The sequence below is a fragment of the Psychrobacter sp. TB20-MNA-CIBAN-0197 genome (genome assembly GCF_040309765.1).
Taxonomy (GTDB): domain Bacteria; phylum Pseudomonadota; class Gammaproteobacteria; order Pseudomonadales; family Moraxellaceae; genus Psychrobacter; species Psychrobacter submarinus.
Genome location: NZ_JBEOPC010000504.1, coordinates 1 through 276, shown reverse-complemented (window position 1 = coordinate 276; position 276 = coordinate 1). Strand labels below are relative to the sequence as shown.

General features: G+C 60.5%; 1 protein-coding gene. It reads right to left on the bottom strand.

All coding sequences use genetic code 11. The features are described from left to right. The coding region (locus tag AAEY83_RS14695) for a hypothetical protein (RefSeq protein ID WP_502945186.1) at positions 1-208 on the bottom strand (208 nt) is incomplete at its 3' end. Positions 209-276: the final 68 nt, after the last annotated feature.

The following is a 276-nucleotide window of genomic DNA, read 5'->3' as shown; positions in this document are numbered from 1 at the left end:
CCGCCAAGTCGTCTTCACAGCGATCGACCACACCCAATTCGACCGCGAGCTTGCGCGATTGCGGATCCAGATCGACGCCGACCACTTCACGGCACAAGCCGCTTTCACGCAAACCCTTGGCAAACGAACCACCGATCAGCCCCAGACCAACCACCACAAGGCGACCGATCATAGGTGCAGCAGGTTGCAGCGCAGTGACATCAACCACGAGCCAGAACCTTGCGCAGCGCCTCAAGGAAACGGCTGTTTTCTGCCGGCAGACCGATGGTCACCCGC